This is a genomic window from Scandinavium sp. M-37, assembly GCF_043558715.1.
GTDB classification, from domain to species: Bacteria; Pseudomonadota; Gammaproteobacteria; order Enterobacterales; family Enterobacteriaceae; genus Scandinavium; species Scandinavium vulneris_A.
This window is the reverse complement of the sequence record NZ_JBIGIN010000022.1, coordinates 14,171-37,739: the sequence shown is the minus strand read 5'-3', so window position 1 is coordinate 37,739 and position 23,569 is coordinate 14,171. Positions and strand designations below refer to the sequence as shown.

Sequence of the window (23,569 nt, the reverse complement as noted above, 5' to 3'; positions counted from 1 at the left end):
TAACACCCGATATTTTTGTTTAACGTTAAATCAATCACAAAATGCGTTGTACTTAGCGGTAATATGAGTCGAAGATAAACAACTAAAACATATAATAATCAAATAAATACACGGAAAATATAAATAACGCAAATATAACAGGTAGCAATAACAAAATAGCACGTAAATACCGGCCAACATTATTAAGAGAATTTATGAACGAACTAACCTGTTTTAAAGCGTATGACATTCGTGGCGAAGTCGGCATTTCACTCAACGAGGAGGTCGTATTTCGAATTGGTCGCGCCTATGCGCAATGGTTGAAACCACGTCGGGTGGTGGTCGGGGGCGATGCGCGTTTGACCTCCACCGCGTTCCGGCAAGCGCTCAGCCGTGGCTTGATGGCCAGCGGGGTCGACGTCATTGATATCGGGATGTGCGGCACCGAGGAGGTCTATTTTGCGACTCAATTTTTGCAGGCCGATGGCGGCATCCAGATAACCGCCAGTCACAATCCCGCCCAGTACAACGGCCTGAAACTGGTCCGCGAAAAGGCGATCCCCATTCATGGCGAGAATGGTTTACTCGAAATTAAACGCCTCGCGGAGCAGAGCGACTTTCCACCGGCGCTGAAGCATGGGCGTTACCACCAGCACGATGGCCGCCCCGCCTGGGCTGAACACATGATGAGCTACCTGAAAGGTACCCCGTCACGTCGTCTGCGCATTGTGGTCAATTCCGGGCACGGTGCGGCAGGCCCGGCGCTGGACGCGCTGAATACGGCGTTAACCGCCCGGGGTGTCTCCGTCGAGTTTATCCGCCTTTATCACCAACCCGATGGCACGTTCCCGGCGGGCGTTCCGAACCCGATGCTGCCCGAAAACCGCCAGCAAACGCAGCAAGCGGTTCTCCGCTATCAGGCTGACTTTGGCGTGGCCTGGGATGGCGATTTCGATCGCTGTTTCTTCTTCGATGAGTACGGCGATTTCATCGAAAGTTATTATCTGGTGGGACTGTTTGCCCGCTGGTTTCTGCATCAACAGCCCGGGGAAACTATCCTGCTCGATCCGCGCCTGACCTGGAACTCGCTCGACAACATTCACGCAGCCGGAGGCAGGGCCATTATCTCCCGCACCGGGCACGCCTTTATTAAAGCCCGCATGCGTCAGGAGGACGCCCTCTACGGCGGCGAGATGAGTGGGCATCACTATTTTCGCGCCTTCGGCTACTGCGACAGCGGGATGATCCCCCTGATATTGATGCTGCAAATCCTCGACGGCGCTCCCCTGCCTTTTTCACATTTGCTGCGTGAAGCCCAGGCCCGCTACCCGGTGTCAGGGGAAATTAATCTTGATGTGGCACAACCGGAAGCCCTGCTGCAACGCGTGGCGGCCCACTATGTCGCCCTGGGCGGAAGTCGCGACGATACCGACGGCGTGAGTGTCGATTTTGCTCAGTGGCGCTTTAACCTACGCGCCTCCAATACTGAACCGCTGCTACGGCTCAACGTTGAGAGCCGTAGCAGCCCTGGCCTGCTCAAAATCAAAACCCACGAACTGTTGGCCCTTATTACGTCTTATCATTTCCAGGAAAGAAATCATGACGGCTCTAACCCTCTGTAATATCAATAAAAAATATGATAAAGCTACCATCATCGAAAACCTGTCATTAGAGATAGCGTCCGGCGAATTTATCGTGCTGGTGGGTCCTTCCGGTTGTGGGAAATCGACGCTACTGCGGATTATTGCTGGCCTGGAATCACCGGACGGCGGCTCCCTGAAGATGGGAGAGGAAGACGTGACGCATCTGGCTGCGGGCAGGCGCAGCCTGTCGATGGTGTTTCAGTCTTATGCGCTTTATCCGCACATGACGGTGCGTGAAAATCTGGCTTTTGGTCTGAAAAACATGAAAACCCCCGTCGAGGAAATCGACAAACGTATTGCCCAGGCCGCCACGATGCTCAAGCTTGAAGAAATGCTGGATCGCCTGCCGCAAAACCTCTCTGGCGGACAGCGCCAGCGTGTGGCGATCGGCCGCTCTATCGTTCAGCAACCGGAGCTGTTCCTGTTTGACGAACCGCTTTCTAACCTGGATGCTTCGCTGCGTGTCGAGATGCGACAGGAATTGCAGGAGCTGCACCATCATCTGCGCAATACCATGGTTTATGTTACCCACGATCAGGTGGAAGCCATGACCCTCGCCGACCGGATAGTGGTGCTGTACAAAGGAAAAATAGAACAGGTGGGCACCCCGCTTGAGCTCTACAATCGACCCGCCAATCTGTTCGTCGCCGCGTTTATCGGCACCCCGAAGATTAACGTGCTGCCTGCCAGATGGCACCAAAATGGGCTCCTGCTTAGCGACAATCATTTTATTCCATTGCGCACCCGGCCTGACGGATTGGGTGACGGCGATAACCTGTTTGTGGCGATCCGCCCGGAACATTTGCAGCCCGGCGATCGGGGGGATATCACTCTCAACGTCACCACTAAACTCTGTGAACTACAGGGGGATTCGACGCTGGTGTGGTGCAAACTCGGCGAGCACGATCTTTGCCTGAAATCGTTCCAGCAGCTGAACTATTCGCCACGCAGTGAGATGACCATTAGCGTGAACGAAGCGCATCTGCATTTTTTTGATGGCTTAGGGAAACGTATTCTTGACTGACAACCTCGCCCCTTCGGTGTGAAGGGGACATTCTTTGAATCCCATCACAATCGCCGCATGCCCCCTTTTCCCTTTTACGCCGTGAGCGCTAGATTAGTAACTCATCCGACCACATAACAATAATTTTACATCTGGAAGCGCGATTATGAGCCACTACCCGTCGTTATTCGCCCCGCTCGACCTGGGCTTCACCACGCTGAAAAACCGTGTCCTGATGGGCTCGATGCATACCGGTCTGGAGGAACGCCCGGACGGCACCGAGCGGCTGGCGGCCTTTTATGCCGAGCGCGCCCGTCACGGCGTGGCGCTGATCGTCACCGGCGGTGTAGCCCCGGCGCCTTCTGGCGTAGGTATGGAAGGTGGCGCGGTGCTCAACGATGCCAGCCAGCTGGCGCATCATCGTCCGATTACCGAGGCGGTGCATAAAGAGGGCGGTAAAATCGCGCTGCAAATTCTGCACACCGGGCGCTACAGCTATCAGCCGCGCCCGGTAGCACCGTCGGCCCTACAGGCACCGATTAACCGTTTCGCCCCCCACGCGCTGACCCATGACGAGATCCTGGTCCTGATCGACGACTTCGCCCAGTGCGCCCTGCTGGCGCGGGAAGCGGGCTACGACGGGGTGGAAGTCATGGGCTCGGAAGGTTACCTGATCAATGAATTTCTCGCCGCCCGCACCAACCAGCGCGACGATCAATGGGGCGGCGACTGGGCGCGACGGATGCGCTTCGCGGTGGAGGTGGTACGTGCCGTGCGCGAACGCGTAGGCGCGGAATTTATCATTATCTATCGCCTGTCGATGCTCGATTTGGTCGAAGGCGGCGGTAACTTCGATGAAACCGTGGAGCTGGCGCAGGCCATCGAAGCGGCGGGGGCGACGATCATTAACACCGGGATTGGCTGGCATGAAGCGCGGATCCCGACCATCGCCACGCCAGTGCCGCGCGGGGCGTTCACCTGGGTGACACGCAAACTGAAGGGGAAAGTGAACGTCCCGTTGATCACCACCAACCGCATTAACGATCCGCAGGTGGCGGATGAGATCCTCGCCCGGGGCGATGCCGATATGGTGTCGATGGCGCGACCGTTTCTGGCCGATCCCGAGCTGTTATCGAAAGCACAAAGTGGGCGAGCCGATGAGATCAATACCTGTATCGGCTGTAACCAGGCCTGCCTCGATCAGATTTTTGTTGGCAAAGTGACATCCTGTCTGGTGAACCCGCGCGCCTGCCATGAGACACGGATGCCGGTGATAGCTGCGGAGCAGAAAAAGAACCTGGCCGTGGTCGGTGCCGGGCCTGCCGGACTGGCGTTCGCCGTAAACGCTGCCGCCCGTGGGCATCAGGTCACGCTGTTTGATGCCGCCAGCGAAATCGGCGGTCAGTTCAATATTGCCAAGCAGATCCCCGGCAAAGAGGAGTTCTACGAAACCCTGCGCTATTACCGCCGGATGATTGATCTGCACGGCGTGAAGCTGGAGCTGAACCGCTTTGTCGGTGCGGAACAGTTGGCCGAATTTGACGAAACGATCCTCGCCACGGGGATTGAACCGCGGATGCCCGCCATCGACGGCATTGACCATCCGAAGGTACTGACCTATCTGGACGTACTGCGCGATAAGACCCCGGTCGGGCAAAAAGTGGCGATTATCGGCTGCGGTGGCATCGGCTTTGATACCGCGATGTACTTAAGCCAGCCGGGCGAGGCGACCAGCCAGAATATCGCAGAGTTTTGCGTGGAATGGGGCATCGACACCAGCCTGCAACTGCATGGCGGCCTGCGTCCGGAAGGACCGCAGCTACAGAAAAGCCCGCGCCAGATTGTGATGCTCCAGCGTAAAGCCAGCAAGCCAGGCGAAGGGCTCGGCAAAACCACCGGCTGGATCCATCGCACGATCCTGCTCGCCCGCGGCGTGAAAATGTTCCCGTCGGTAAGCTATCAAAAAATTGATGATGACGGCCTGCATGTCCTGATTGGCGGTGAACCACAGCGGCTGGCAGTGGACCAGGTGATAATCTGTGCCGGACAGGATCCACGCCGTGACCTCGCCGAACCGCTACGCGCCGCCGGTAAACCGGTGCATCTGATCGGGGGCTGCGACGTGGCAATGGAGCTGGACGCCCGCCGGGCTATCGCCCAGGGCACCAGGCTGGCACTGGAGATTTAGGGTGAATGGCTGACACCTCGCCTGTAAGGTGTTAGTCGATAAACATGGCGGGCGAAATACCAAAGCGCTTCGCCAGCTTTTTCGCGTGCTCAAGCGTTAGCTTGCGTTTGCCATTGAGTACCCGAGAAACCATTGATTTGCTGCCGATTTCAGGGAAGTCAGAGAGCGTGAGGTTGTGCTGGTTTATCAGCGTATGAATAACGGCAACGCCCACAGGAATAGCGTTCATACGGGCTATGAAATCCGCCGTTTCTGGCAGCGTGTTCTCATATGCTGCTACGTGGTTGCAGGCAATATCTAACAACGGGTTAGTTGGATCGTTAAGCAGTAAATACTCCACGAACTCAAGCGCTTCTTCATACTGCTGCGATGTATGAATCCCGGCCAGAAACGGGGCTACCGCAGTTAACGCTTTTCCCGCTTCCAGGATTTCGGCGATCACCATCATTTTTTCCCCTTTGTACGGTACATAGCTGTAAACATGTCATATTCCTGGTGCGTAAAAATGTGGCGAACATAAAATTTTTGGCTTTCAAAAAAGATGAGTGCAACCAAACGAAGCTCATTGTGCCCAAGATTAAGTACGTAGTACTTATCAAGATATTTGAAATTATCCAGCGATGGGAGCATCGCCCTTAGATTCTGTGGTGTTTTAAAATAGCCTTTATGGATTAGGGCTCCCAACTCCAATAATTCCTGCTCATGCTGTGGGAATTTCTGTGCGGCATCTGTTAAAGCCTTAAAAGCGATCAAGTGCATTCTTCATCACATCCGTTGACGAATTGAGGAAAGAGTAACCACAAGTTGCCATTTTGGCAACTTGTGGTATCCAAAAAGATGCGCTTAACGTAGACCTGCGGGAGGGTTGGTTACCAACAAATTCGCACAAAATAGCGAGGGGATTTGAGATTTTGCGGGCAGGGTTCCTGAATTACCCGACAGCAAGATCGCTGTCGGGTGACGATCATTCGCAGTTAGCGATTACGCCCTAATTTCACCGCTTTGAGGATCACGAATTTCTGATTGGTGGCGATGGTGGTGCAGTTGCCAAAAATCTTCTTCAGTTTGTGGAAATAGTCGAGATGACGGTTGGCGACGATAACCAGTTCGCCGTTGATTTTCAGGCAGCGGCGCGCGTGGTGGAACATTTCCCAGGCGATGTTATCGGTCAGGGCGTGCTGCTGATGGAACGGCGGGTTGCACAGCACCGCGTTGAAGCGGAACGGTTCGACGCCGGACAGCGCGTTGTTAATCATGAACTCGCAGCGATCCAGTGCTTCAGGCATGTTGGCTTCGACGTTCATGCGGCTCGAACTGACGGCCATCGGTGATTCATCAACAAACACTACGTTCGCCAGCGGGTTACGTTCCAGCAGGCTCAGGCCAACAACGCCGTTACCGCAGCCAAGATCAACGATTTCGCCTTCCAGATCGCTCGGCAAGTGTTCCATAAAGAAGCGAGCGCCAATATCCAGCCCGGTGCGAGAGAAGACGTTCGCGTGGTTGTGGATGGTCCAGTTGGTCCCTTCCAGCGGCCAGCTAAGCACCTGAGAAACGTCTTCCAGCGCCGGCGCGTTGAAGGTGCAGTTAATCAGACGCGCCTTTTTCCACGCAAGCGTGGTGGTGGTTGGGCCGAGGATTTTCTCGAACAGCTCCAGCGTGGAGTTGTGAACGTCACGCGCTTTTGCACCGCCGATAATGCGGGTTTCCGGGGTCACTACTTCGCGCAGGGCGCGCAGCTGCTGTTCCAGTAACGCCAGCGTTTTCGGGATCTTAATCAGCACCACGGCTGGCGCCGCAGGGTATTCACCGGTGCTGTCGCGGAAGGTCACGCTGTTTTCCGGGATATCGTTGTGGCGCAGATTCTCGCGGGTCGCGAGTTCGCTCAGGTACGAATCGCCGATGCTGTACGGCTGGTGTTCCGCCAGCGCACAGGCTAGTGCGCCGAAGGTATCGTTAAAGACGAGGACCGGGCCGCTGATGTCGGTACCGTCCAACTGTTGCAGCAGATATTCGTCTGCCGCTTCCCACGCTTGCAGCGGGCTAACGTCGTCCGTTTCCGGGAAACGTTTTAATGTCAGTGAACGAAAACCGTTGTCTGATTGGCTCATCGGCCCTCCTGGATGGTAAAATTCGGTGATATCCCCGATTGGGGGCGTGAGTATACCCCTTTTTTCTCTATTTCGAGACATACATGAGCGAACTGACGTATTTAAGCGGTTATCCCGAGCAACTCCTTGCCCAGGTTCGCACCCTGATTGCAGAACAGCGCCTCGGCGAGGTGCTGCAAAAGCGCTATCCCGAGAAGCACGACATCACCAATGACAAGGCGCTGTGGGAATTTACGCAAAGCCTGAAAAACCGTTATATGCGCAGCGCGCCGCCGATCAATAAGGTGATGTTCGACAACAAAATCCACGTGCTGAAAAATGCGCTGGGGTTGCATACCGCGGTTTCGCGCGTACAGGGCGGGAAGCTGAAAGCGAAGGCCGAAATCCGCGTTGCCACCGTATTTCGCCAGTCGCCGGAGGCCTTTTTGCGGATGATCGTGGTGCATGAACTGGCGCATCTGAAGGAAAAAGATCACAACAAAGCCTTCTATCAGCTGTGCTGCCATATGGAACCGCAGTATCACCAACTGGAGTTTGATACCCGGCTGTGGCTGACTCAACTTTCGCTGCCCGGATCTGCGTAAGCGCGCACTGGTTTTGTCATGGTGGCGTGCTAAAGTGGCCGAAGGTCCCTTTTTCGGAGTACGTCAATTCTCATGATACGTTTCGCAGTCATTGGCACAAACTGGATCACCCGTCAGTTTGTCGATGCCGCCCATGAAACGGGCAAATATAAGCTCACCGCCGTCTATTCCCGCAGCCTCGAACAGGCCCAGGATTTCGCCCGCGATTACATGGTGGATAATCTCTTCACTTCGCTGGAGGAGATGGCGCAAAGCGATGTGATTGATGCGGTGTATATCGCCAGTCCGAACTCCCTGCACTTCCCGCAGACCCAACTGTTCCTCAGCCACAAAAAACACGTCATCTGTGAGAAGCCGCTGGCGTCCAACATAGCGGAAGTGGAAGCGGCTATCGCGCTGGCGCGGGAAAACCAGGTGGTGCTGTTCGAAGCGTTCAAAACTGCGAGCCTGCCGAATTTCCTCCAGCTCCAGCAGTCGCTCGGCAAAGTAGGCCAAGTGCGCAAGGCGTTGATCAACTACTGTCAGTACTCTTCGCGCTATCAACGTTATCTTGATGGCGAAAACCCGAATACCTTTAATCCGGCGTTCTCGAACGGCTCGATTATGGATATCGGTTTCTACTGCCTTGCTTCTGCGGTGGCGCTGTGGGGCGAACCGCACGGCGTGCAAGCCAGTGCCACGCTGCTGGAAAGCGGCGTTGATGCGCACGGCGTGGTGGTACTCGATTACGGTGATTTCAGCGTGACGTTGCAGCACTCCAAAGTTAGCGATTCGGTGCTGCCGAGCGAAATCCAGGGCGAGGAAGGTTCGCTGATTATCGAGAAAATTTCCGAGTGCCAGAAAGTGTCCTTCGTGCCGCGCGGCGGGAAAGCACAGGATCTGACTCAGCCGCAGCATATCAACACCATGCTCTATGAAGCAGAGGTGTTTGCGCGTCTGGTGGAAGAGAATGAAGTCAATCATCCGGGGCTGGCGGTCAGCCGCACGACCGCGAAACTGTCGACTGAAATTCGTCGCCAGACCGGGGTGGTGTTCCCGGCTGACGGTGTGAACCAGAGCCTGCCCGCGTAAAGCTGTGTAAAACAGAGGTTGCAGGCCATTGACGCCATCCATGGCCTGTAATATTTTGACACACGCAAAGGGGAGTAACTTGTTTGCCGGTGGATCGTCATTACGATGCGAAAGCATCCGGTCGCCGGGCAACAGAAAAGAAATTTACTGTAGATTTCTTTTTTGTTGTAAGTGAGACCTTGCCGAAAGGCGAGGTCCGAGCAAAAAATCCTGCAACGGCTATCGTCTTTTGGACGTTAGCCGTTTTTTTTTGCTTGAGGGAAAGTCTATGAATACTGTCGGCACACCGTTGCTATGGGGCGGATTTGCTGTCGTGGTCGTCATCATGTTGGCGATCGATCTGCTGTTACAAGGGCGGCGCGGTGCGCACGCCATGACCATGAAACAGGCAGCCAGCTGGTCGCTGGTGTGGGTCACGCTGTCACTGCTGTTTAACCTCGCCTTCTGGTGGTATCTCGCGCAGACACAGGGTCGCGCGGTGGCCGATCCACAGGCGCTGGCGTTCCTCACCGGTTATCTGATTGAGAAAGCCCTGGCGGTTGATAACGTCTTCGTCTGGCTGATGCTGTTCAGTTACTTTGCTGTGCCTGCGGCGTTGCAGCGCCGGGTGCTGATTTATGGTGTTCTTGGCGCGATCGTGCTGCGTACTATCATGATCTTCACCGGTAGCTGGCTGATTTCTCAGTTCGAATGGCTGCTGTATGTATTCGGTGCGTTCCTGCTGTTCACCGGCGTGAAAATGGCGCTGGCGAAGGAAGACGATTCCGGTATTGGCGATAAGCCGCTGGTGCGTTGGATCCGCAGCCATCTGCGGATGACCGATAAAATCGAAGGTGAGCACTTCTTCGTACGCAAAAACGGCCTGCTGTTCGCTACGCCGCTGCTGCTGGTACTGATCCTCGTTGAACTGAGCGACGTGATTTTCGCGGTAGACAGCATCCCGGCTATCTTCGCGGTGACCACTGACCCGTTCATCGTACTGACGTCGAACCTGTTTGCTATCCTCGGCCTGCGTGCGATGTACTTCCTGCTGGCGGGCGTGGCAGAGCGCTTCTCAATGCTGAAGTACGGTCTGTCGGTGATTCTGGTGTTTATCGGGATCAAGATGCTGATTATCGATTTCTTCCACATCCCTATCGCTATCTCACTCGGCGTGGTGTTTGGGATCCTGATAGTGACGCTGCTGATTAACCTGTGGGTGAACCACCAGCACGATAAAAAGAAACTGGCTGAATAAGCCTAACGGCCCGGAGACTCCGGGCCGTTTTTTTGTGGGTTATGTCAATTTATTGTTACCTGATGGTTAAAAAATAAGACACGGACGAAATTATCAGCACATTCTCCTTCCCCATAACCTGAACATCTTTATACTCATCCAGGCAAACATTTGTTACATCCTGTGAAATGCGACCGAAGAGCCGCCGGGATGGAACCACATTACGACTGAAGGAAAAGTTTAATGACTACGCAACGCCCCTCTGGCTTGCTGCAGCGCCTCGCTGCCGGCAGCCTGGTAAAACAAATTCTGGTGGGCCTGATTCTGGGTATTCTGCTGGCGTGGATTTCTAAACCTGCCGCAGAAGCCGTTGGCCTGTTTGGTACTCTGTTCGTCGGCGCACTAAAAGCCGTCGCTCCGGTACTGGTATTGATGCTGGTGATGGCCTCTATCGCTAACCATCAGCACGGCCAGAAAACCAGTATTCGCCCAATCCTGTTCCTGTATCTGTTGGGCACCTTTGCCGCCGCGCTGACCGCGGTCCTGTTCAGCTTCGTGTTCCCTTCTACGCTGCACCTAAGCACCAGCGCGGGCGATATCACCCCGCCGTCTGGCATTGTGGAAGTACTGCGTGGCCTGCTGATGAGCATGGTGTCTAACCCGATTGACGCGCTGCTGAATGCCAACTACATCGGTATTCTGGTATGGGCCGTGGGTCTGGGTTTCGCGCTGCGTCACGGGAACGAAACCACCAAAAACCTGGTTAACGATATGTCGAACGCTGTCACCTTTATGGTGAAAGTGGTGATTCGCTTTGCGCCGATCGGCATTTTCGGTCTGGTCTCTTCGACTCTGGCCACCACCGGGTTTGAAACGCTGTGGGGTTATGCGCACCTGCTGATGGTACTGATTGGCTGTATGCTGCTGGTGGCGCTGGTGATTAACCCGCTGCTGGTATTCTGGAAGATCCGCCGCAACCCGTATCCGCTGGTGCTGATGTGCCTGCGTGAGAGCGGCGTGTACGCCTTCTTTACCCGCAGTTCTGCCGCGAATATTCCGGTGAATATGGCGCTGGCCGAGAAACTGAATCTCGACCGCGATACCTATTCGGTGTCGATCCCGCTGGGCGCGACCATCAACATGGCCGGGGCGGCGATCACCATCACCGTGCTGACCCTGGCGGCGGTCCATACCCTGGGTATTCCGGTAGATTTACCGACCGCTCTGCTGCTGAGCGTGGTTGCGGCGCTGTGTGCCTGTGGAGCATCCGGCGTGGCGGGCGGTTCCCTGCTGCTGATCCCACTGGCCTGTAACATGTTCGGCATTCCGAACGACGTGGCGATGCAGGTTGTGGCCGTCGGCTTTATCATTGGCGTGTTGCAGGATTCCTGCGAAACCGCGCTGAACTCCTCCACCGACGTGCTGTTCACCGCCGCGGCCTGTCAGGCCGAAGACGAGCGCCTGGCGCGAGTTGGGCTGCGCAGTTAATCCCCTGTTTTTCCAGCCCTTCTGCTAGCGTGCGGAAGGGCTTTCTTCCTGCAAGTCTTCCTGACGTTTTGTTTCCGCTTTAAACGGGTCAATTCCGCGTTTCTGCATCCGCCAGAAGCGAATGATGTTCAGGCCGTTCATCACCAGAAAACTCCCCTCAATCAGCGTGCCGCCAATCGATCCCAGCCAGAAGTTGTGGATAACCCAACAGGCCGTGGAACACCAGATGATGCAGCGCATCGTCAGGCCCTGACAGCGGAACAGCGCCCAGGTACTGACCAGCGTGCCCGCCACCGGCAGAAGCTCCATCGGATGATGAAATTTGGCGAGGCCAATCCCGCCGGTCAAAACGATAAACAGCGCCATCACCCACAGGCTACGGGTACGCAGGGTTATCAGGGTTCGGACGGCGTTGAGCATCGCGCTGGAGCCTGCGGGAAACGCGCCCATCAGGAAGAAATGCACGCCAATTATGGCGCTGTAGAGAGAAAGCTGTTTTTTGAATCGTCGCTCGTCGCGGTTGATGAACGTTGTGATGCCCACCAGAAAGGCGATGACGCCGACGCCCTGGGCTAGCCAATACGCGGTCATGTGAAGTCCTTTGGATGACGCAGAAAAAGAAACGGCGCTTCAGAATATGAAACGCCGTTTCAGCTTAACGAGGTTTAGAGCGTGACGCCAGACTTAAAGATAGCCAATTCACGGAAATCGTTCTTTTCGTTACAGGTCTGCTTGCCGTTGGCGAAGTCGACGATGCTGTCGACAAATTCGCTCAGCAGCTCCGGCATCGCTTTACCGTGGATAAGTTGCCCGGCATCGAAGTCGATCCAGTGCTTTTTCTTCGCCGCCAGCTCGCTGTTGGTGGCGATTTTCACCGTTGGCACAAAACCGCCATACGGCGTGCCGCGTCCGGTGCTGAACAGCACCATGTGACAGCCCGCCCCGGCCAGCGCACTGGTTGCCACCGCATCATTCCCCGGGGCGCTCAGCAGGTTCAGGCCGTGGGTTTTCAGGCGTTCACCGTAGCGCAGCACGTCAACCACCTGGCTTGAACCCGCTTTCTGCGTACAGCCGAGCGATTTCTCTTCCAGGGTAGTAATGCCCCCTGCCTTGTTGCCCGGCGATGGGTTTTCATAAATCGGCTGATTGTGGGCGATGAAGTACTGTTTGAAATCGTTGACCATGGTGACGGTCTTTTCAAAGGTGGCTTCATCGCGGCAGTGGCTCATCAGGATCTGCTCCGCGCCGAACATTTCCGGCACTTCCGTCAGCACCGTGGTGCCGCCATTGCCAATCACATAATCAGAGAAACGACCAAGCATCGGGTTGGCGGTAATGCCGGACAGGCCATCAGAGCCCCCGCATTCCAGGCCAAACTTCAGCTCGCTGAGTTTGCCCGGTTCGCGTTTGTCGTGACGCATCACGTCGTACAGCTGATGCAGGTGCTCCAGGCCCGCCTCCACTTCATCGTCCTGCTTCTGGCAGATCATGAAGTGCACGCGGTCGGCATCGAATTCGCCCAGCGTTTCGCGGAAAGCATCGACCTGGTTGTTTTCACAACCGAGACCAATCACCAGCACCGCCCCGGCGTTCGGGTGACGCACCATGTTTTGCAGCATGGTGCGGGTGTTAATGTGGTCGTCGCCGAGCTGGGAACAGCCATAAGTGTGGCTGAACAGGAACACGCCGTCGGTGCCTTCGGCATCATTCGTCTCTTTCAGGAAGCGGTTCTGAATTTGACGGGCAATACCGTTCACACAGCCAACGGTTGGCAGGATCCACAGTTCATTGCGGACGCCCACTTCCCCGTTGGCGCGGCGATACAGCTGAACATCGCGATCGCCTGCCTGACTCAGTTCACTGTGTAATTCGGGTTGATAGCTGTACTCGTCCAAATCGCTGAGATTGGTCCGCGTGTTGTGGGAGTGAATATGCTCCCCGGGCGCAATGTCCGATAGCGCATGACCAATAGGCAGACCATATTTAACGACGTTTTCACCCTTCGCAATCGCACGCAGAGCAAACTTATGCCCGCGCACGACGTCGGACTGCAACCGTACCGTCTGACCGTCCACGGTCACTTCCTGCCCCGCCGCGATGTCAGCCAGCGCGACGATGACGTTGTCCAGCGAATGGATTTTGATGTATTGCATATCAACCAGCCTCAATGCCCGCTTCTGTCGCGGATTAGTTCAGTTCAATGGCGAAGTAGTCACGCGCATTGTTAAAGCAGATATTTTTCACCATCTCGCCCAGCAGCTGGATATCCGCTGGCGCTTCACCCGCGGCCACCCAACGGCCAATCATCTGGCACAGAATACGGCGGAAGTATTCATGACGGGTATAAGACAGGAAGCTGCGGCTGTCGGTCAGCATACCGACGAAGCGGCTCAGCAGGCCAAGCTGCGCCAACTGGGTCATCTGACGTTCCATACCGTCTTTCTGATCGTTGAACCACCAGCCGGAACCGAACTGCATTTTGCCCGGCATCCCTTCACCCTGGAAGTTACCGATCATGGTGCCTAACACTTCGTTATCGCGCGGGTTCAGGCAGTACAGAATGGTTTTCGGCAGCAGGTTTTCTTCGTTCTGTTTACTCAGCAGTTTCGACAGCTCTTCGGCCAGCGGACGGTCGTTGATTGAGTCAAAACCAACGTCTGCACCCAGCAGTTTGAACTGGCGCTGGTTGTTATTGCGCAGCGCACCGATGTGATACTGCTGCACCCAACCGCGACGGGCGTATTCCCCACCCAGCCACACCAGAACGGCGGTTTTGAATTGGGCCACTTCGCGCTCGCTCAGGGTTTCGCCTGACAGACGACGCGCCAGAATAGCGTCCAGTTCCGCCTCAGACGCTTCGGCGAACAGCACCACGTCCAGCGCGTGATCCGACACTTTACAACCGTGGGCTGCAAAGTGATCCAGACGACGGCCCAGCGCGGTTTGCAGGTCGCTGAAACGACGGATGTCGGTGTCAGAGACTTCGCCGAGTTTCGCCATGTAGTCGCTAAAGGTCGCCTGCTCAATATTGAACGCTTTATCCGGGCGCCAGCTCGGCAGCACTTTCACATCGAAGGTGGTGTCTTTTGCCACGATCGCGTGATGCTCCAGCGAATCAATCGGATCGTCGGTGGTCCCCACCATCTTGACGTTCATCTGCTTCATGATCCCGCGTGCAGAGAAGGTGTCCTGCGCCAGCAGATCGTTGCACTGGTTCCAGATTTCATCGGCGGTAGACGGCGACAGCAATTTACCGGTAATGCCAAACGGACGGCGCAGTTCGAGGTGCGTCCAGTGATACAGCGGGTTACCAATGGTGTGCGGCACGGTGGCGGCCCACGCATCGAATTTTTCACGGTCGGAGGCATCGCCGGTACACAGACGTTCAGCCACGCCGTTGGTGCGCATTGCACGCCATTTGTAGTGGTCACCTTTCAGCCAGATGTCATACAGGTTTTTGAAACGGTAATTTTCGGCAACCTGCTGCGGAGGTAAGTGGCAGTGGTAGTCGAAAATCGGCTGTTCTTTGGCGTAGTCATGGTACAGACGGCGGGCAAATTCGGTGTCGAGCAGGAAATCTTCGGTCATAAACGGAGTCATTATCGTCTTCCTCTGAAAGAGTGCGTCAGATGCTTAACTGCAATGCTGCAAAGTTATCACACCAATTTCCAGTCTCCGAAGAATTTTTCGTGAGTCAGATCAATAAAAGCAGACAAAAAAAGTACCCAAAAAGAAGTAAACAACGTGCCAACCCGCGCCGCCCTTGGCTTTGCGAGCTGGCGATAAAGACCCTACGTTTATTCCAACTTTTGTGACGGTTCTCACCTTTTAAAGTTGTATGACAAGTTATCTTTTGCCCCGTCGCAACCTATCAGCGCACTCAATGAATTACCGATGACTCATACATCGGAATTACCCGGTACGGATACCGAATTCACAAGATGACTCATGGCAAGGTTCGGGCCGTTACAGGTTTAACTGTTACGCCCCCCGTTACTTAAACATCCTCCCTCCGCCGAGGAAGATGACCGCGCAGTGCGTGGATAAAACAAAATGACGAGGTTTTACATGCGTAAAATTAAAGGATTACGTTGGTACATGATTGCACTGGTGACCTTAGGCACCGTGCTGGGATACCTCACCCGTAATACCGTGGCGGCCGCTGCGCCGACCTTTATGCAAGAACTGCATATTTCCACGCAGCAATACTCTTATATTATCGCGGCCTATTCAGCGGCTTACACCATCATGCAGCCCGTTGCAGGCTATGTGCTTGACCTGTTAGGCACCAAAATCGGCTATGCGATGTTTGCCGTGCTATGGGCCTGCTTCTGTGGTGCGACCGCGCTGGCAGGCAGTTGGGGCGGACTGGCCGTCGCACGTGGTGCCGTCGGTGCCGCAGAAGCGGCGATGATCCCAGCAGGCCTGAAGGCCAGCTCGGAGTGGTTCCCGGCGAAAGAGCGTTCTGTGGCCGTCGGCTACTTCAACGTCGGCTCCTCCATCGGCGCCATGATTGCGCCTCCTTTGGTGGTGTGGGCTATCGTCATGCACAGCTGGCAGATGGCGTTCATTATCTCCGGCGTACTGAGCTTCGCCTGGGCAATGGCCTGGCTGATGTTCTACAAGCATCCACGTGACCAGAAAAAACTGACCGAAGAAGAACGCGAATACATTATTGGTGGTCAGGAAGCGCAGCATCAGACCGACAACGGCAAAAAAATGTCGGCCTGGCAGATCATCCGTAACCGCCAGTTCTGGGGCATCGCGCTGCCACGTTTCCTGGCAGAACCGGCCTGGGGTACCTTCAACGCATGGATCCCGCTGTTCATGTTTAAAGTCTACGGCTTTGATCTGAAACACATCGCGATGTTTGCCTGGATGCCAATGCTGTTTGCTGACCTCGGCTGTATCGTCGGCGGCTATCTGCCTCCGCTGTTCCAGCGTAAGTTCGGCGTGAACCTGATTGTGTCCCGTAAACTGGTGGTTACCATGGGTGCGGTGCTGATGATTGGCCCGGGCATGATTGGCCTGTTCACCAGCCCGTACGCCGCGATTGCCCTGCTGTGCGTCGGCGGCTTTGCTCACCAGGCTCTGTCAGGTGCACTGATTACGCTCTCTTCTGACGTGTTTGGCCGCAATGAAGTGGCCACGGCTAACGGCCTGACCGGTATGGCAGCCTGGACGGCAAGTACCCTGTTTGCGCTGGTCGTGGGTGCGCTGGCCGATACCCTGGGCTTTAGCCCGCTGTTCGCGGTGCTGGCAGTGTTCGACCTGCTCGGCGCGGTGGTTATCTGGACCGTGCTACAGAACAAACCGGCAGCCGATACGCTCCATCCCGTCGGCGGTACGGCGACACAAAGCTAAGCCTTGTCACACCTGATATCTACGCCGCCCGATGGGCGGCTTTTTGCTATGATTGGGTGGTGAGATTTCGCTAAAAGTGGTATAACAAATCTCTCATGCCGTACCCTGCCTGGAGCGAATATGGAAATCACGGAACCACGCCGTTTATATCAACAGCTTGCCGCTGAGCTGAAAGATCGCATCGAGCAAGGCGTTTATCTGGTGGGTGATAAACTGCCTGCAGAACGTTTTATTGCCGATGAAAAGAACGTCAGCCGCACGGTTGTCCGTGAAGCCATCATTATGCTGGAAGTCGAAGGCTACGTTGAGGTGCGCAAGGGTTCAGGCATCCATGTTATTTCCAGCACCGCGAAGCACTATCAGGCCCCGGATGAATCCCTCGAATTTGCCAACTATGGCCCGTTCGAACTGCTTCAGGCCCGCCAGCTTATTGAAAGTAATATCGCTGAGTTTGCGGCGACCCAGGTCACCAAGCAGGACATCATGAAGCTGATGGAGATCCAGGACAACGCGCGTAAAGAGAAGTGCTTCCGCGACTCCGAATGGGATTTACAGTTTCACGTGCAGGTAGCCCTGGCCACGCAAAACACCGCCCTGGCCGCCATCGTCGAGAAAATGTGGACCCAGCGCGTGCACAACCCGTACTGGAAAAAACTGCATGACCATATCGATCTGCGTACGGTGGATAACTGGTGTGACGATCACGACCAGATTCTGAAAGCGCTGATCCGCAAAGATCCGCATGCCGCCAAACTGGCGATGTGGCAGCACCTGGAAAACACCAAGCTGATGCTGTTCAACGAAACCAGCGATGATTTTGAATTCAACGCCGACCGTTACCTGTTCGCGGAAAACCCGGTGGTGCATCTCGATACCGCTGCCAACGGCCTGAAATAAGATTTTCCTCACCCTCGGTGTCGTACCGAGGGTAAGCAAACCCACTATAGTGTCAGCCTGTGTAAAAACCCTCGCCTCTCCCCGCATCAGAAAGCAAAATCAACCTGCAACAAACTGCAATTTCTGTGACGTATAACCCATGGCTTTGTTACACTTAGATGCATTTTGTCGTCGCCGGTCAGGACCTTCCCTGCCCGCGAAAACATGGATAAGTTCGGAACGTGTTGCCAGCGTCCATAATTAATCAATAACGACTGACGTCCAGGCAGAACAACGCGTTCAGGCATGACATTAATCGATGTACCAGGAATCGTGAATGGAACTGTTAACCCAATTACTGAATGCCTTGTGGAGCCAGGATTTCGAAACCCTCGCTAACCCCTCCATGATAGGCATGCTCTATTTCGTCTTATTTATGATCCTATTCTTAGAGAACGGATTGTTGCCTGCCGCCTTTTTACCGGGCGACAGCCTGCTGGTACTGGTTGGCGTGTTGATAGCCAAAGGTGCGATGGGCTTTCCGCAAACGTTGCTGCTGCTGACCACTGCCGCCAGCCTCGGTTGCTGGGTGAGCTACATTCAAGGTCGCTGGCTAGGGAATACGCGGATCGTGCAAAACTGGCTGTCGCATCTGCCCGCGCATTACCACCAGCGGGCGCATCACCTGTTCCATAAGCACGGTTTATCCGCGCTGCTGGTCGGGCGCTTTATCGCCTTCGTGCGTACTCTGTTACCCACCATCGCCGGGTTGTCTGGCCTGAGCAGCGCGCGTTTCCAGTTCTTCAACTGGATGAGCGGCCTGCTGTGGGTGCTGATCCTGACTTCACTTGGCTACCTGCTGGGGAAAACCCCGGTGTTCCTGAAATATGAAGATGCGCTGATGTCCTGCCTGATGCTGCTGCCGGTGGTGCTGCTGGTGTTCGGCCTTATCGGTTCTATCGTGGTGCTGCTGAAGAAAAAATACGGTAACCGGAGCTAAACATGGGATTCCGGAACGCCACCTTTCGCCGATTCAGCCTGAGCCTCGGCGCACTGCTTGTGCTGTGCGCGCTGCTGTGGTTCTGGGCCGCCATTCAGCAGCAGGAGTCAACGCTTGCCATTCGCCCGGTGAACGCCAATGCCAGCATGCCGGATGGTTTCTCCATCTGGCATCATCTGGATGCCAACGGCATCCGCTTTAAAAGCATCACCCCACAAAACGATGCGTTAGTGATTAAGTTTGAATCCAGCGACCAGAGCGCCGCCGCCAAAGAGGTGCTGGACAGAACGCTGCCCCAGGGTTACATCGTTGCGCTTCAGGATGACGATGCCACGATGGCCCCGCAGTGGCTCTCCCGCCTTCGAGATACGCCGCATCGCTTCGGTTAGCGACCTTCCAGGATTCTGAATCTTTTCACAGACTTTGGTGATTTCGCGTTTACTTACTATCATTGAGTAAGCGGAAGTCACCATCATCATTACATCGACTGGGTGGGGCAGCGTCAGAATTTGCCCACGACACAATGGAAGGTTTCACCTATGAAATACCGCATTTTTCTGGCTTTGGGCCTTGTCACTCTGAGCACTGGCACCTACGCAGCGACGCTGTGCCAGGAGAAGGAACAGGATATTCAGCGCGAAATTCACTACGCGGAAAAGCACAAAAATCAGAGCCGCATTGACGGTCTGAACAAAGCGTTACGCGAAGTGAAAGATAACTGCAGCGACAACCAACTTCGTGCCGACCACCAGAAGAAAATTGCGAAACAGAAAGATGAAATCGCCGAGCGTCGTCACGACCTCGACGAGGCGAAAGCCAAAGGTGATGAGGACAAAATCAGTAAACGTGAACACAAGCTCACTGAAGCGCAGGATCAACTGAAAGCGCTTGAGTCTCGTGACTATTGAGTTAATGGAAATCTGACGTCTAACATTGGAGAAATATCATGTCTAAAGATAACACCTCAGAACATCTGCGTACCGAACTGAAATCCCTGGCGGATACCCTGGAAGAGGTGCTGAACTCCTCCACAGACAAATCGAAAGAAGAGCTGGGCAAACTGCGCAGCAAAGCAGAGCGCGCGCTGAAAGAGAGCCGTACTCGCTTAGGCGACACCAGCGATGCGCTGGCCAAACAAACTCGTGAAGCTGCCGCGCGCGCTGACGAGTATGTGCGTGATAACCCATGGACTGGCGTAGGTATCGGTGCAGCCGTCGGGCTGGTGCTGGGTGTGCTGCTGACGCGTCGTTAATTATGGCTGATTCACATCACGCACACGGGCCGGGTAAAAGCGTCTTCGGGATTGGCCAACGGATTGTGACCATTATGGTCGAGATGGTGGAAACCCGTCTGCGGCTGGCCGTTGTCGAACTGGAAGAGGAGAAAGCGAATCTCTTCCAGATGCTGCTGATGCTCGGCCTGACCATGCTGTTCGCGGCATTCGGACTGATGAGTTTGATGGTGTTGATTATCTGGGCCATCGATCCGCAATACCGACTGAATGCCATGATTGCCACCACCGTCGTGCTGCTGTTGCTGGCGCTGATTGGCGGTATCTGGACGCTGCGTAAAGCGCGGCGCTCAACGCTGCTGCGTCATACCCGCAACGAGTTGGCAAACGATCGGTCGCTGCTTGAGGACGACGAGCGTGAGTAGCAAACTCGAGCTGCAACAGCGTAAGGCGTATCTGCTGAGCCAAATCCAGCAGCAGCGGCTGGACCTGTCCGCCAGCCGCCGCGACTGGCATGAGGCAACCGGCGTCTACGATCGCGGCTGGAATACGCTGCTGAGCCTGCGCTCCTGGGCGCTGGTCGGCAGCAGCGTGATGGCTATCTGGTCGGTACGCCATCCGCGCTTTCTGGTGCGCTGGGCCCGCCGTGGGTTCGGAGCCTGGAGCGCGTGGCGGCTGGTCAAAAGTACCCTTCGCCAACAACAGTATCGCGGCTAACCGCTATGGCCCTGCTCTGCCGGGCCTTTCTCCTTTCTTTCCTCTGCCTTCACGAATACTCAATATCTTTGAAGAAGATCGACAGTTTTCCTTGCTAACAATCCCGTAGCGTCACGATTACACTCCTTTCCATCGACAGCAACGACGCGGTATCTCCGCGGATTTGCACAATAAATCAATAATGCCGCCCGTGTGGTTTGATGGAGAGTAAAATGAAAAAATTAGAAGATGTTGGTATCCTGGTAGCGCGTATTCTGATGCCAATTCTGTTTATCACTGCGGGCTGGGGCAAAATCACCGGTTATGCAGGCACCCAACAATATATGGAAGCGATGGGCGTTCCGGGCGCATTGCTGCCGCTGACCATCCTGCTCGAGTTCGGCGGCGGTCTGGCGATTCTGTTCGGTTTCCTGACCCGTACCACCGCGCTGTTCACCGCCGGTTTTACGCTGCTGACCGCATTTCTTTTCCATAGCAACTTTGCTGAAGGCGTTAACTCGCTGATGTTCATGAAAAACTTGACCATCGCAGGCGGCTTCCTGCTGTTGGCTATCACCGGTCCGGGCGCGTTCAGTATTGACCGCGTGCTGAACAAAAAGTGGTAATCCCGCTATACTGACTGAAGCGTAAAGCGAGGGAATTCCCTCGCTTTTGTCATTTTTGAAGGAGAGAGCACCATGGGACAACTGATTGACGGCGTCTGGCATGATACCTGGTATGACACAAAATCAACCGGGGGACGATTCAAGCGTTCCGTTTCGGCGTTTCGCAACTGGCTGACCGCCGATGGCGCACCAGGCCCCTCCGGAGAAGGCGGATTTGCCGCCGAGAAAGATCGCTACCATTTATACGTATCCTTGGCCTGTCCGTGGGCGCATCGCACGCTGATTATGCGCGCCCTGAAAGGACTGGAGTCATTCATCGATGTCTCTGTCGTCAGCCCGCTGATGTATGAAAACGGCTGGACCTTCGACGACAGCTTCCCCGGCACCACCGGCGATAGCCTGTATCAAAACGAATTTCTCTATCAGCTGTATCTGCATGCTGATCCGCAGTACAGCGGACGCGTCACCGTGCCGGTGCTGTGGGACAAAAAGAATCACACCATCGTCAGCAATGAATCAGCTGAAATCATTCGAATGCTGAATAGCGCCTTTGACGGAGTCGGTGCGCGGGCGGGCGATTATTATCCGCCCGCGCTGCGCCCGCAGATTGACGAGCTGAACGGCTGGATTTACGACAGCATCAATAATGGAGTGTATAAAGCCGGGTTCGCCACCAGCCAGGAAGCTTACGACGATGCCGTGACGCAGGTGTTTGAAGCCCTGGCCCGCGTCGAGCAGATCCTCGGCCAGCACCGTTATCTGACCGGCAACCAGCTGACCGAAGCGGATATTCGCCTGTGGACCACGCTGGTTCGCTTCGACCCGGTGTATGTCACCCACTTTAAATGCGATAAGCACCGCATCAGCGATTACCTGAACCTGTACGGTTTCCTGCGCGATATTTATCAGCTGCCGGGCGTGGCCGAGACGGTTAATTTTGACCATATTCGCCATCACTATTACCGCAGCCATAAAACCATCAACCCGACCGGGATCATTTCGATAGGGCCGTGGCAAGATCTCGACGAACCTCACGGTCGCGATGTGCGTTTCCGCTAATTATTAAGGGCATCAATCGATGCCCTTTTTTAATTCATAAATTGCATCTATCCTTACCTCGATCGCTTAGAAAACAAGTGATTGACTAATTATTGGGGTAGGAAAAATGGACTGGTATCTAAAAGTACTCAAGAATTACATCGGGTTTGGTGGCCGTGCGCGCCGGAAAGAATATTGGATGTTCGTGCTGGTGAGCTTCGTTCTGGCGGGGGTGCTGAGCATTATCGACAAAATACTCGGCTGGGAGCACGCGAGCGGCGAAGGCGTGCTGACGAGTATTTATGGCCTGTTGGTGCTGATCCCAACGTGGGCGGTACAGTTCAGACGCCTGCACGATACTGACCGATCGGCGTGGTGGTTATTATTAATGCTGATCCCGATCGTCGGCTGGCTGGTGATCCTGGTCTTCAACTGTCAGAACGGCACGCCGGGCGAGAACCGTTTCGGGCCGGATCCGAAGCAGCTCCCTTAACGTAATGAGCCTGGTGGCGCTCCGCTAACCAGGCCTACGTTTTGCCCTCGGCAACCCTATTTTTTGGCAAACAGCTTCGGAATTTCGCGCAGGCACCAGGCTTTCGCTTCGCCCATGCTGTCACGCCGCCACGCCATGATGATATCAACTTCGTTGGTATATTCCGGGCTCACGACGCGCAGTCGTCCCTCGGCGATATCCTGCTCAACCAGCGGATACGGCATGGTCGCCACACCCAGCCCGGCTAATAACGCCTGACGTTTATCTTCAATGGTGCTGACCGTCAGACGCGGCTGCTTGTCGAGCAGCTGCACGGTGAGCACCGGACGCTCGCGGGCGGTATCCGCCACCGCCACACCGCGATATTTCACCCGCGTAACTTCGGATAACGGCTCCGGCTCCTGATGAATCGGATGATCCGGCGAGGCCACATAGACGTTCAGAATCGAATACAGCTTGCGGGAGTTTATCTCGGAGGATGAACGGAAATGCATATCCGGGGCGATAACGATGTCGGCGCGCCCTTGCTCAAGACGTTCCCAGGCCCCCGCCAACACTTCGGTGATAATGGACAACTGGGTATTGGCTTTGAGGCCTAGCTTTTCGACCAGCGGAAACAGCTCCGGCGTCGGCACCAGCGCCTCGGTCACCAGCGTCAGATGCGTTTCCCAGCCACGCGCCAGCGCCTCGGCGTCGGTGGTCAACTTATCAGCGGCCTCGAGCAGTACGCGCCCGCGCTCCAGCAACATTCGGCCAACGTTGGTGAATTTTGTGCGATGACCTGAGCGGTCGAACAGCACCACGTCCAGCTCTTCTTCCAGCTTCTGCATGGTGTAGCTTAACGCAGACGGCACGCGGCCCAGCTCATCCGCAGCGGCGGCGAAACTGCCGCGCCGGTCAATCGCGTCCATTACTCTTAACGCTTCGAGGGTCAGTGCTCTCTCTTTAGCCATGGCGTTCTC

At 55.3% G+C, this 23,569-nt stretch carries 25 protein-coding genes; 18 read left to right on the top strand and 7 right to left on the bottom strand.

Features of this window, described 5'->3' with window-relative positions; genetic code table 11:
- The first annotated feature begins 194 nt into the window (after window positions 1-194).
- From ACG0Z5_RS16075 to ACG0Z5_RS16065, 3 genes are all read left to right on the top strand, one after another.
- Window positions 195-1,601 (top strand): phosphomannomutase CpsG, encoded by a 1,407-nt coding sequence (locus ACG0Z5_RS16075; protein ID WP_394449122.1) that lies wholly within the window; start codon window positions 195-197, stop codon window positions 1,599-1,601.
- On the top strand, window positions 1,579-2,646 hold the full coding sequence (locus ACG0Z5_RS16070; RefSeq protein ID WP_394449119.1) for an ABC transporter ATP-binding protein: 1,068 nt from the start codon (window positions 1,579-1,581) through the stop codon (window positions 2,644-2,646). Before ACG0Z5_RS16075 ends, ACG0Z5_RS16070 begins: the two co-directional genes overlap by 23 nt.
- Window positions 2,647-2,791: 145 nt before the next feature.
- Entirely contained in the window at window positions 2,792-4,813 is a 2,022-nt protein-coding gene (locus tag ACG0Z5_RS16065; RefSeq protein WP_394449116.1) for an FAD-dependent oxidoreductase, read from the top strand.
- 31 nt (window positions 4,814-4,844) lie between these two features.
- On the opposite strand, the gene ACG0Z5_RS16060 is transcribed toward ACG0Z5_RS16065, so the two are convergent.
- The 3 genes from ACG0Z5_RS16060 to rlmG form a co-directional block, all read right to left on the bottom strand.
- A complete protein-coding gene (locus tag ACG0Z5_RS16060; protein WP_394449113.1) occupies window positions 4,845-5,261 on the bottom strand; it encodes a type II toxin-antitoxin system HigA family antitoxin in 417 nt (138 codons plus the stop codon).
- A complete protein-coding gene (locus tag ACG0Z5_RS16055) occupies window positions 5,258-5,572 on the bottom strand; it encodes a type II toxin-antitoxin system HigB family toxin (RefSeq protein WP_394449110.1) in 315 nt (104 codons plus the stop codon). The genes ACG0Z5_RS16060 and ACG0Z5_RS16055 overlap by 4 nt, the downstream gene beginning before the upstream one ends.
- Window positions 5,573-5,787: 215 nt before the next feature.
- Window positions 5,788-6,924: a 23S rRNA (guanine(1835)-N(2))-methyltransferase RlmG gene (rlmG, locus tag ACG0Z5_RS16050; protein WP_394449107.1), complete on the bottom strand. Its 1,137-nt coding sequence runs from the start codon at window positions 6,922-6,924 to the stop codon at window positions 5,788-5,790.
- An 83-nt stretch (window positions 6,925-7,007) separates the two neighbouring features.
- Between rlmG and ACG0Z5_RS16045 the strand changes: the two genes are divergently transcribed.
- The 4 genes from ACG0Z5_RS16045 to sstT all read left to right on the top strand — a co-directional run bounded on the left by ACG0Z5_RS16045 (window position 7,008) and on the right by sstT (window position 11,283).
- Window positions 7,008-7,508 (top strand): M48 family metallopeptidase, encoded by a 501-nt coding sequence (locus ACG0Z5_RS16045; RefSeq protein ID WP_394449102.1) that lies wholly within the window; start codon window positions 7,008-7,010, stop codon window positions 7,506-7,508.
- A gap of 72 nt (window positions 7,509-7,580) precedes the next feature.
- The gene (locus tag ACG0Z5_RS16040; RefSeq protein WP_394449099.1) at window positions 7,581-8,579 is read left to right on the top strand and encodes a Gfo/Idh/MocA family protein; all 999 of its coding nucleotides are present in this window, start codon (window positions 7,581-7,583) and stop codon (window positions 8,577-8,579) included.
- A 268-nt stretch (window positions 8,580-8,847) separates the two neighbouring features.
- Window positions 8,848-9,816 carry a TerC family protein gene (locus ACG0Z5_RS16035; RefSeq protein WP_394449096.1) on the top strand — a complete coding sequence of 323 codons (969 nt, stop codon included), beginning with the start codon at window positions 8,848-8,850 and terminating at the stop codon, window positions 9,814-9,816.
- Between the two features lie 222 nt (window positions 9,817-10,038).
- Window positions 10,039-11,283, top strand: a complete 1,245-nt coding sequence (gene sstT, locus ACG0Z5_RS16030; protein WP_394449093.1) for a serine/threonine transporter SstT — start codon at window positions 10,039-10,041, stop codon at window positions 11,281-11,283.
- 24 nt (window positions 11,284-11,307) lie between these two features.
- On the opposite strand, the gene ACG0Z5_RS16025 is transcribed toward sstT, so the two are convergent.
- From ACG0Z5_RS16025 to uxaC, 3 genes are all read right to left on the bottom strand, one after another.
- On the bottom strand, window positions 11,308-11,874 hold the full coding sequence (locus ACG0Z5_RS16025) for a YgjV family protein (RefSeq protein ID WP_319628736.1): 567 nt from the start codon (window positions 11,872-11,874) through the stop codon (window positions 11,308-11,310).
- Window positions 11,875-11,948: 74 nt separating this feature from the next.
- Entirely contained in the window at window positions 11,949-13,436 is a 1,488-nt protein-coding gene (locus ACG0Z5_RS16020; protein ID WP_394449088.1) for a UxaA family hydrolase, read from the bottom strand.
- Between the two features lie 34 nt (window positions 13,437-13,470).
- Window positions 13,471-14,883 carry a glucuronate isomerase gene (uxaC, locus tag ACG0Z5_RS16015; protein ID WP_394449084.1) on the bottom strand — a complete coding sequence of 471 codons (1,413 nt, stop codon included), beginning with the start codon at window positions 14,881-14,883 and terminating at the stop codon, window positions 13,471-13,473.
- A 468-nt stretch (window positions 14,884-15,351) separates the two neighbouring features.
- Between uxaC and ACG0Z5_RS16010 the strand changes: the two genes are divergently transcribed.
- From ACG0Z5_RS16010 to ACG0Z5_RS15960, 11 genes are all read left to right on the top strand, one after another.
- Window positions 15,352-16,647, top strand: a complete 1,296-nt coding sequence (locus ACG0Z5_RS16010) for an MFS transporter (RefSeq protein WP_394449081.1) — start codon at window positions 15,352-15,354, stop codon at window positions 16,645-16,647.
- A 120-nt stretch (window positions 16,648-16,767) separates the two neighbouring features.
- Window positions 16,768-17,544 (top strand): transcriptional regulator ExuR, encoded by a 777-nt coding sequence (gene exuR / locus ACG0Z5_RS16005; protein ID WP_319628740.1) that lies wholly within the window; start codon window positions 16,768-16,770, stop codon window positions 17,542-17,544.
- 316 nt (window positions 17,545-17,860) lie between these two features.
- Window positions 17,861-18,523 carry a DedA family general envelope maintenance protein YqjA gene (yqjA, locus tag ACG0Z5_RS16000; protein ID WP_319628741.1) on the top strand — a complete coding sequence of 221 codons (663 nt, stop codon included), beginning with the start codon at window positions 17,861-17,863 and terminating at the stop codon, window positions 18,521-18,523.
- Window positions 18,524-18,525: 2 nt separating this feature from the next.
- The gene (gene mzrA / locus ACG0Z5_RS15995) at window positions 18,526-18,912 is read left to right on the top strand and encodes an EnvZ/OmpR regulon moderator MzrA (RefSeq protein ID WP_394449077.1); all 387 of its coding nucleotides are present in this window, start codon (window positions 18,526-18,528) and stop codon (window positions 18,910-18,912) included.
- Window positions 18,913-19,062: 150 nt separating this feature from the next.
- The gene (locus ACG0Z5_RS15990) at window positions 19,063-19,431 is read left to right on the top strand and encodes a DUF1090 domain-containing protein (RefSeq protein ID WP_394449074.1); all 369 of its coding nucleotides are present in this window, start codon (window positions 19,063-19,065) and stop codon (window positions 19,429-19,431) included.
- A gap of 38 nt (window positions 19,432-19,469) precedes the next feature.
- Window positions 19,470-19,775, top strand: coding sequence for a YqjD family protein (locus ACG0Z5_RS15985; RefSeq protein ID WP_394449071.1), 306 nt, complete (start codon window positions 19,470-19,472; stop codon window positions 19,773-19,775).
- Between the two features lie 2 nt (window positions 19,776-19,777).
- Entirely contained in the window at window positions 19,778-20,179 is a 402-nt protein-coding gene (locus ACG0Z5_RS15980) for a phage holin family protein (protein WP_319628745.1), read from the top strand.
- On the top strand, window positions 20,172-20,471 hold the full coding sequence (locus ACG0Z5_RS15975; RefSeq protein ID WP_394449067.1) for a YqjK-like family protein: 300 nt from the start codon (window positions 20,172-20,174) through the stop codon (window positions 20,469-20,471). The genes ACG0Z5_RS15980 and ACG0Z5_RS15975 overlap by 8 nt, the downstream gene beginning before the upstream one ends.
- A gap of 212 nt (window positions 20,472-20,683) precedes the next feature.
- Entirely contained in the window at window positions 20,684-21,076 is a 393-nt protein-coding gene (locus tag ACG0Z5_RS15970; RefSeq protein ID WP_319628747.1) for a DoxX family protein, read from the top strand.
- Window positions 21,077-21,148: 72 nt separating this feature from the next.
- Window positions 21,149-22,135, top strand: a complete 987-nt coding sequence (locus ACG0Z5_RS15965) for a glutathione S-transferase family protein (protein WP_394449063.1) — start codon at window positions 21,149-21,151, stop codon at window positions 22,133-22,135.
- A gap of 106 nt (window positions 22,136-22,241) precedes the next feature.
- The gene (locus ACG0Z5_RS15960) at window positions 22,242-22,607 is read left to right on the top strand and encodes a DUF805 domain-containing protein (RefSeq protein WP_394449061.1); all 366 of its coding nucleotides are present in this window, start codon (window positions 22,242-22,244) and stop codon (window positions 22,605-22,607) included.
- Window positions 22,608-22,663: 56 nt separating this feature from the next.
- Here ACG0Z5_RS15960 and ACG0Z5_RS15955 read toward each other — a convergent pair whose 3' ends face one another.
- A complete protein-coding gene (locus tag ACG0Z5_RS15955) occupies window positions 22,664-23,560 on the bottom strand; it encodes a LysR family transcriptional regulator (RefSeq protein ID WP_394449058.1) in 897 nt (298 codons plus the stop codon).
- Window positions 23,561-23,569 lie beyond the last annotated feature (9 nt).

Excerpts from the sequence above, each read along its gene's own strand:
- mzrA (WP_394449077.1), top strand. The coding sequence starts at position 18,526 with ATGGGATTCCGGAACGCCACCTTTCGCCGATTCAGCCTGAGCCTCGGC.
- ACG0Z5_RS16065 (WP_394449116.1), top strand. The coding sequence starts at position 2,792 with ATGAGCCACTACCCGTCGTTATTCGCCCCGCTCGACCTGGGCTTCACC.
- ACG0Z5_RS16035 (WP_394449096.1), top strand. The coding sequence starts at position 8,848 with ATGAATACTGTCGGCACACCGTTGCTATGGGGCGGATTTGCTGTCGTG.
- ACG0Z5_RS16010 (WP_394449081.1), top strand. The coding sequence starts at position 15,352 with ATGCGTAAAATTAAAGGATTACGTTGGTACATGATTGCACTGGTGACC.
- ACG0Z5_RS16020 (WP_394449088.1), bottom strand. The coding sequence starts at position 13,436 with ATGCAATACATCAAAATCCATTCGCTGGACAACGTCATCGTCGCGCTG.
- ACG0Z5_RS15960 (WP_394449061.1), top strand. The coding sequence starts at position 22,242 with ATGGACTGGTATCTAAAAGTACTCAAGAATTACATCGGGTTTGGTGGC.
- yqjA (WP_319628741.1), top strand. The coding sequence starts at position 17,861 with ATGGAACTGTTAACCCAATTACTGAATGCCTTGTGGAGCCAGGATTTC.
- rlmG (WP_394449107.1), bottom strand. The coding sequence starts at position 6,924 with ATGAGCCAATCAGACAACGGTTTTCGTTCACTGACATTAAAACGTTTC.
- ACG0Z5_RS15980 (WP_319628745.1), top strand. The coding sequence starts at position 19,778 with ATGGCTGATTCACATCACGCACACGGGCCGGGTAAAAGCGTCTTCGGG.
- ACG0Z5_RS15970 (WP_319628747.1), top strand. The coding sequence starts at position 20,684 with ATGAAAAAATTAGAAGATGTTGGTATCCTGGTAGCGCGTATTCTGATG.
- ACG0Z5_RS16070 (WP_394449119.1), top strand. The coding sequence starts at position 1,579 with ATGACGGCTCTAACCCTCTGTAATATCAATAAAAAATATGATAAAGCT.
- ACG0Z5_RS16075 (WP_394449122.1), top strand. The coding sequence starts at position 195 with ATGAACGAACTAACCTGTTTTAAAGCGTATGACATTCGTGGCGAAGTC.
- ACG0Z5_RS15985 (WP_394449071.1), top strand. The coding sequence starts at position 19,470 with ATGTCTAAAGATAACACCTCAGAACATCTGCGTACCGAACTGAAATCC.
- ACG0Z5_RS16060 (WP_394449113.1), bottom strand. The coding sequence starts at position 5,261 with ATGATGGTGATCGCCGAAATCCTGGAAGCGGGAAAAGCGTTAACTGCG.
- ACG0Z5_RS15990 (WP_394449074.1), top strand. The coding sequence starts at position 19,063 with ATGAAATACCGCATTTTTCTGGCTTTGGGCCTTGTCACTCTGAGCACT.
- ACG0Z5_RS15965 (WP_394449063.1), top strand. The coding sequence starts at position 21,149 with ATGGGACAACTGATTGACGGCGTCTGGCATGATACCTGGTATGACACA.
- uxaC (WP_394449084.1), bottom strand. The coding sequence starts at position 14,883 with ATGACTCCGTTTATGACCGAAGATTTCCTGCTCGACACCGAATTTGCC.
- ACG0Z5_RS16055 (WP_394449110.1), bottom strand. The coding sequence starts at position 5,572 with ATGCACTTGATCGCTTTTAAGGCTTTAACAGATGCCGCACAGAAATTC.
- exuR (WP_319628740.1), top strand. The coding sequence starts at position 16,768 with ATGGAAATCACGGAACCACGCCGTTTATATCAACAGCTTGCCGCTGAG.
- ACG0Z5_RS16040 (WP_394449099.1), top strand. The coding sequence starts at position 7,581 with ATGATACGTTTCGCAGTCATTGGCACAAACTGGATCACCCGTCAGTTT.
- ACG0Z5_RS16045 (WP_394449102.1), top strand. The coding sequence starts at position 7,008 with ATGAGCGAACTGACGTATTTAAGCGGTTATCCCGAGCAACTCCTTGCC.
- ACG0Z5_RS16025 (WP_319628736.1), bottom strand. The coding sequence starts at position 11,874 with ATGACCGCGTATTGGCTAGCCCAGGGCGTCGGCGTCATCGCCTTTCTG.
- ACG0Z5_RS15955 (WP_394449058.1), bottom strand. The coding sequence starts at position 23,560 with ATGGCTAAAGAGAGAGCACTGACCCTCGAAGCGTTAAGAGTAATGGAC.
- sstT (WP_394449093.1), top strand. The coding sequence starts at position 10,039 with ATGACTACGCAACGCCCCTCTGGCTTGCTGCAGCGCCTCGCTGCCGGC.